Annotated in this window: 9 protein-coding genes; all 9 read left to right on the top strand. The window is 44.6% G+C overall.

Translation table 11 applies throughout. The features are described 5' to 3' along the window. Positions 1 to 463 (top strand): T6SS immunity protein Tdi1 domain-containing protein (locus ACQ661_RS12460; protein ID WP_431668564.1); only part of this gene is annotated, 463 nt, incomplete at its 5' end. 61 nt (positions 464 to 524) lie between these two features. Next, a complete protein-coding gene (locus ACQ661_RS12455) occupies positions 525 to 986 on the top strand; it encodes a DUF6998 domain-containing protein (RefSeq protein ID WP_258306677.1) in 462 nt (153 codons plus the stop codon). An 84-nt stretch (positions 987 to 1070) separates the two neighbouring features. Then, positions 1071 to 1745 (top strand): hypothetical protein, encoded by a 675-nt coding sequence (locus ACQ661_RS12450; RefSeq protein WP_092839476.1) that lies wholly within the window; start codon positions 1071 to 1073, stop codon positions 1743 to 1745. A 179-nt stretch (positions 1746 to 1924) separates the two neighbouring features. Next, positions 1925 to 2197 carry a hypothetical protein gene (locus ACQ661_RS12445; protein WP_431668563.1) on the top strand — a complete coding sequence of 91 codons (273 nt, stop codon included), beginning with the start codon at positions 1925 to 1927 and terminating at the stop codon, positions 2195 to 2197. Between the two features lie 892 nt (positions 2198 to 3089). Next, positions 3090 to 3503, top strand: coding sequence for a hypothetical protein (locus ACQ661_RS12440; protein WP_431668562.1), 414 nt, complete (start codon positions 3090 to 3092; stop codon positions 3501 to 3503). Positions 3504 to 3620: 117 nt separating this feature from the next. After that, entirely contained in the window at positions 3621 to 4451 is an 831-nt protein-coding gene (locus tag ACQ661_RS12435; protein WP_181394974.1) for an alpha/beta hydrolase, read from the top strand. Between the two features lie 98 nt (positions 4452 to 4549). Continuing rightward, complete coding sequence (locus ACQ661_RS12430; protein ID WP_431668561.1) at positions 4550 to 5173, top strand: hypothetical protein; 624 nt, start codon at positions 4550 to 4552, stop codon at positions 5171 to 5173. A 75-nt stretch (positions 5174 to 5248) separates the two neighbouring features. After that, positions 5249 to 5545, top strand: a complete 297-nt coding sequence (locus ACQ661_RS12425; RefSeq protein ID WP_110077054.1) for a hypothetical protein — start codon at positions 5249 to 5251, stop codon at positions 5543 to 5545. An 81-nt stretch (positions 5546 to 5626) separates the two neighbouring features. Next, the gene (locus tag ACQ661_RS12420; RefSeq protein WP_313933457.1) at positions 5627 to 6034 is read left to right on the top strand and encodes a DMP19 family protein; all 408 of its coding nucleotides are present in this window, start codon (positions 5627 to 5629) and stop codon (positions 6032 to 6034) included. Positions 6035 to 6130 lie beyond the last annotated feature (96 nt).

The following is a 6130-nucleotide window of genomic DNA, read 5'->3' as shown; positions in this document are numbered from 1 at the left end:
GCTTTCACAGGAAGTGTCGATGACTCTGAATGATTTAACCGTAAATTTTTCTCATCTAAATCGAGACTCTTTACTCAGTGATTGGGAGTGGCTTTTAGAGGGTAAATTCTTACCAATTCTGATGTCAGCGTCTGGTGACGCATTTGTACAGCATGTCGAAAATAGAGAAGTTTGGTGGTTAGATACTGGCGGAGCAGAATTTTCTAAGGTAGCTGAGTCACCTGAACAGTTTAACGAACTTCTATCAGACAAAGAATTTGTTGTTGAATGTTTTGCTATACAAATGGTCGGTGATTTAATTCAATCTGGCAAAGTATTATCTAACGGCCAAATATATAGTTTAATACAACCTTGGTTGTTAGGTGGTGAATATAAAATTAGCAATATTAACCCAACAGACATCGAGGTTCATTTTTCTTTGAGTGGGCAAATAGCAAAACAAGTTGGTAGAAGTGAAAGCTAACAAGCCAATTATTCCGACCTCAACTCGCTGCGCTCGTTTCGTCGGCATATTGGGGCGTTAAATGTCTATGATCGATCACGATAAATTCCGGACCTTGGTCAAGCAACTCTATGCCACGGTCAATGAGTTGGAGACCATGTTCCCGGGCAGGCACTTCACCCCGGATGGTCACATGGTTGGCAGTCTGGGTGAGTGCATCGTGGCCGACGCCTATAATTTGGAGCTGAAGGCAGCTTCCAACAAAGGCTATGACGCTGTCACCGAAACAGGCTTGGAAGTTGAGATCAAGGCTACGCAATCCAAATCTGTAGCGTTCCGGAGTCAGCCGCAGCATACGATCATCATCAAGATCTTGCGTGACGGAACATTCGAAGAAATTTATAACGGGCCAGGAGCCCTTGTTTGGGATCAGTTCACAGGTAAACGGCTACCGAGTAATGGTCAGTTTCAAATCTCTCTCAACAAGCTCCGGCAACTCAATCAAACAGTGGCTCAGTCGGACCGTGTGCCCAGGGCCATTTAACAAGGCGCAACAGTACGCGGCCGGTGGCCGCCGGACGTCCCTGACGGGCCGCCGCTGTGCTTCGCGTTAGCTTTCAGGAGAAGTATGAAGTTTTATCTCTTTATCTTGGTGATTTTTAGCTCGCAAGTTACTTATGCCGAAAGCCTTAGAAAAGTGCGACTAGATGACACTAAAATTTGCTATCCATCTAGTTTTTCACCGGATAGTTCATTTATGAAAGCATTTCTTGCACCTATCGCTGACGAGCTCGATAGTTCGGATGGTCAAGAATTGATATACATCCCAGCTCAAAATATTAAGGCTAAGGTTTCGGGATACACATTAAGCCATATCAACAGTAATGGGGTAGATTTTGAGCATGAGCTAATGGGGTTGGCATATGCAAGCTCACAGATTGGCAATCCTAATGGAATGGCTGAAGCCGCTTGGAACGTTTACGACAAAAGAGATACCGTGTATGTGGAAAAAGACCCAAGCCTGCCGTTTTATCGTGTTTATGAGTATCACGAGCCTCTGTTTATGTGGCACCTTGTTCGATCTGCGCCTTTGAAGAACCCAGGAAAAGCTATTCCATCGGACTGGTATATAGGCCATTGCTCTGAATCGGCAGGCAGCTTTAGCTGCAAACAAACAATTAATTTTGAATCCATATTCTATGAATATGAGCTACAAGCACATGATCTACATCTTCGTAGCGAAGTCAGCGAAGCCGTGAAATCGCTGTTTAAAGAGTGGAAGCAGAACTGTGAAAAAAGCTAACAAGCGCAGGCACGGCGACGCCTTTTTCGTTGCGGCTTCGCCTCCACTACAAAGCCGCGCGTGCTGCGGGCGTTAGCAGGTGTTCGGGTTTTAACGGTTTCAATCAGCAGTTTTGTTCTGGCGTCGCTCGTGTTTGGCTTTCCAAGCGGCACTGGCAAATAGTCAAAGCTCGCCCGTTTGTGGGTTTGTTGCAAACGGTGGTGGCGGTAGCGTTGTTCTTTGTGGCTTCGCTTAAATCAGTTTTACAGGTTCCGGTTGGCTCGCCGTATCGCAGCTGGCCGGTGTTGTTTTTAAAGTTGCACAGTGGTGCTTTTGTTCAGCTTCGCCAGTGCGGCAGTGCCGCGCGGGTTTTAATTCAAGCTGCTAACAAGGCGCATCACTCGCGGCCTGCGTCCGCTGGGATGCCAACCGCTACGCGGTCGTCACCCGTGTGCTTTGCGTTAGGCTTTTAAAAATCTGGTGAGCAATGATCAAAAGTGATTTTCATGAGTTCGTTTTAGGATTTTCTGCCTTTGCTATGACAATCGCCTGCATTGTTGCTTTGTACGGAGTTAATATGCTCTTCAATTCGAGCAATAAGTTGGGATTCGAGGGTTGGTACTTAATTGGATACTCCGTCCTTTATTCTTCAGTTCTTTGGCTGCCCGCTTTCATTTATTTAGCTTGGCCAAAACCTGAGCTTCCAAGAGCATTCCGATATATATGTTCAGTTCCTTTTTTAGTTATGGTTGTCATAATATCGATATTAACAATTAATTCAGTTTCTATTTGAAAGATCGCCTAACAAGCGCCTAAAACAATGCGGCCTTTGGCCGCTGGACTCGCAACAAGTTGCTCGCCGTTTAGGCTTGCGTTAGCATGGGGGAAGTATTGAGCTATTTTCAAAATTTCTTGAACAAACTAAAAGGTGGCACAATACATATTCTCGCATGTCTTTTAGTTGTGCTTTTGGCAGGTCCGGAAATAGTACTGGCTATGGAGTTGAGCGCATTAATTGAAGTAATGGGAGCGTGAACATTTCTATTAATGCATTGGTATGCGTTTTTGGCATACATAGAGCCAGCGGTTAAGAAGTTTAAAGAATTTGAAGGTGTGCAATTTTTTGTTCCGAGGTTAGATGATATTACCTCTTACCCTGCTTTGATTATTCATGCTGTTCCGGGGCGTAGTATCGCCTTATTGTTTTTGCTTTCACTGTATTTAATTATCGGGGCGGGTGTTTTCAGTGTTGTCATATAAAAATGCTAACAATACGCAGCACTCGCGGCCGGCGCCCGCTGGGATGCCAACCGCTACGCGGTCGTCACCCGTGTGCTTTGCGTTATACGTTTTCGGAGTACTGAGTTGGAGCAACTTTCAATTAAGCCAAATTACTTGGTTAAAACCGATAATATTGGATTTCTATTTCCGGTTGTCTGGTCTTCAATCGCTCTAATTTGGGGCGTACTGTTCCACGAAGTGTCAGGTGCAATTTTCATATCAATAATGTCAATATTCTTTGTATGGTTAACTTACAAGCTGACTTCGTTCGTTTTAAGCTTTCAGCAGCATAGTGGTATCGTATCGAATGGGCATTATGATCAGGCTATTAAGTTTTTATGGTTTGTATCAGCGTTCGGTTTTCTTGTGTCTATAGCAAATGCCGTACTTTTTCAGCCAGAAAAACATATGTATTACCAAGCCGTATTTTCAATAGTCAGTTTTGGGTTTGCACTAGCCTCGGCGCGAAAATGGGGCTGTCACTATGTGGCTAAATGATATTTTAGCTAAAGCACGTATAACAAGGCGCAGCACTCGCGGCCGGCGCCCGCTGGGATGCCAACCGCTACGCGGTCGTCACCCGTGTGCTTTGCGTTATACATCATGGTTCATCAAATGAAATTATTTTTTCTATCGATATTGCTGCTGATCTGCTTTGAGTTAAGTGCCAACACTCCATACGAGTTACCGCGAAGTTCTGTGATTGAGCTAAAAGAACAATCCAGTGGGCGAATCTACCCTTTATTTATTCAACTACCTCCTTCCTACAGCACGAGAACTGATCAAGTTTACCCGGTGATTTACCTTACTGATGCGCACTACAGTTTTCCAATCGTATCTGGTGCAATGCGTTTTCCGATGAACAGTGGAGTTATGCAGCATGCCATTATCGTTGCGGTGTCTTATGAAAAAGGTTCGGCAGGAACAAGCAGCAGAACCAGAGATTATACGCCGACAGTGGCTAAATCATGGAAGCAGGAAACTGGCAATGCTAAAGGACATATGGTCTTTCTACGTGATGCAGTTATGCCATTTATTGAACACAATTACCGGGCAAGTAAAACAGACAGAACTTTTGTCGGCAACTCATTAGGCGGTTTGTTTGGTGCCTATATTTTGTTCTCTGAACCGGATCTGTTTTCAAACTACATACTGGGTAGTCCATCAGTCTGGTTTGATAACAATGTGATTCTTGCTTTACAAGCCGCAAAGCCAAAGGTAACGACAAAGGTGTACCTGTCTGTTGGTGAGTATGAAACACCTGTCTATGGTGAAGGGCAGGATATGTTGGCTGGTGCAAACCAATTAAAAGACAAGATTTTGCAACTGGATACTGCCAATATAGAGCTTCAATTTGAAATTGTAGCTGGTGCGACCCATGCGACAGCCTTTCCGACGACTGCAATTCAAGGGCTGGATTGGATTTATGGGAATAAAAAGCAATGATGTATAACAAACTGCGTCATTCGCGGCCTTTGGCCGCTGCGACGCTCACAGGTTCGCGCGCATGCGCGGGGCGTTAAATACCCATCGGAATTCGAGCCATGGTCGAAAATGAATTCGAATATATAGAGTTTTTAGTCCAAGGTGGCTTGCAAGATAATAGTGCTTATAGTTACGGAAGGTATCTAGAGGCAGTCTCAAGGCACCTTAATATCAATCTAAACAGATCTACGGTAGCTTCTGACCGTGAAGTTAGAGAAATACTGGACCGCCTTTCAGAAACAGACTTGGCAGAGCGCTACAAGAACAACTGTGGTACTGCATTAAGGGCATATTTACGTTTCCTTGGTCAAGAGCAGCCAGAGTTTAGTTACCCTGAGGAAATTTCAAACCCCGAAGGCTACGCAGAAGGCGCGAAAAAACAAATAACTGTTAACTCCTATGAAAGGGATCGCCAAGCACGCAATAGAGCGATTGAAATACACGGTTTAGATTGTTTTGTATGTGCCATGAATTTTGAGAGTATGTATGGTGAGATAGGTATCGGTTTTATACATGTTCATCACCTGATACCGTTACATACAATTGACAGCACGTATCAGGTTAACCCGGAAAAGGACTTGGTGCCAGTTTGTCCAACTTGTCATGCCATGCTCCATCGGTCAAATAATCCACCAACAATAGAGCAGCTCAAAGATGCAATGCAAAAGCAGAAAAGCATTTGACAAAGTGCTGCTAGGGACGAACCTACGCTGTGCTCCGGTTTGCCCAAGAGCACGGCGTTATGTTGGAGCAGCGTAATGATCGCTCGCATTAAGACAATCAGTTTCGCGGTTTTAGTAGTCGCATTAATCATTACGATGGCATTAATGCTAGCTAATGTTGAGTTTTATGGGCTGCTCAGCCTTTACATATTTATGGCTTTGTGGAGCTTACAAAAGGTTTTTTTGTGGTACGTAGGTGATGATTTTGGAATCGCTGTGCAGCTTAAAATTAAAAAAGATGCTCCCAAAGTGATACGTTTTTTAGGGCTAATCTTTGCTTGCTTCGTTTTTTACATAGCAGTTAAGGGGCTATTTGATCATGTTCCAACATAACAAGCGCCATCAAAAGCGCGCCCGTTGGGCGCTCGACTCGCAACAAGTTGCTCGCGTTTGTGGCGGGCGTTAAATGTCATCATGAATATCGAGCAAGCATTTGAAAAATCACTGATCGAATTTGAGTCTAAGGGATTCGACGGTATTGGTGAGCCAGAGCGCGTCTTGGCAACAATATGGGCTGTGGAAGCCGAGGTGAATAACGGAGGTTTCGATCAGCTGTTTTATAACACAGCCGGCGATATCGCGTTTTATGCAGCAAAGGCTCTTAGCGCTATTGGTGCGCATAAAATGGCCGGCATTACCCAGAAAGCACTGGATTTGTTTGGTGAGGGCGGTCCTCCGAGAGATCGAGATGAAAGAGTTGAGGCATTAGAAAGTATTTCAGAAAAACATGAAGAGTACTTAAATAAGCTCGACTATGAATTCACAGAGTACCCAGACAATATTCAGGAATTGCTGTTTACGTATGTTCAATCAAATTTCTAGCCAACAACATTTAACAAGGCCAAGCAGCATCGCCCCTGCGGGGCTGGACCTCGCTACGCTCGGCCGCTGTTGGCAGCGTTATAGCTTAAAGGAACC

The sequence above is a fragment of the Pseudidiomarina sp. WS423 genome (assembly GCF_050750165.1).
Classification (GTDB): domain Bacteria; phylum Pseudomonadota; class Gammaproteobacteria; order Enterobacterales; family Alteromonadaceae; genus Pseudidiomarina; species Pseudidiomarina fusca.
This window is presented reverse-complemented; position numbering and strand designations above follow the sequence as displayed.

What these genes read in the sequence shown, in the direction of transcription:
- ACQ661_RS12430 (WP_431668561.1), top strand. Translation starts at nt 4,550, where the DNA reads ATGGTCGAAAATGAATTCGAATATATAGAGTTTTTAGTCCAAGGTGGC.
- ACQ661_RS12450 (WP_092839476.1), top strand. Translation starts at nt 1,071, where the DNA reads ATGAAGTTTTATCTCTTTATCTTGGTGATTTTTAGCTCGCAAGTTACT.
- ACQ661_RS12420 (WP_313933457.1), top strand. Translation starts at nt 5,627, where the DNA reads ATGAATATCGAGCAAGCATTTGAAAAATCACTGATCGAATTTGAGTCT.
- ACQ661_RS12425 (WP_110077054.1), top strand. Translation starts at nt 5,249, where the DNA reads ATGATCGCTCGCATTAAGACAATCAGTTTCGCGGTTTTAGTAGTCGCA.
- ACQ661_RS12455 (WP_258306677.1), top strand. Translation starts at nt 525, where the DNA reads ATGTCTATGATCGATCACGATAAATTCCGGACCTTGGTCAAGCAACTC.
- ACQ661_RS12435 (WP_181394974.1), top strand. Translation starts at nt 3,621, where the DNA reads ATGAAATTATTTTTTCTATCGATATTGCTGCTGATCTGCTTTGAGTTA.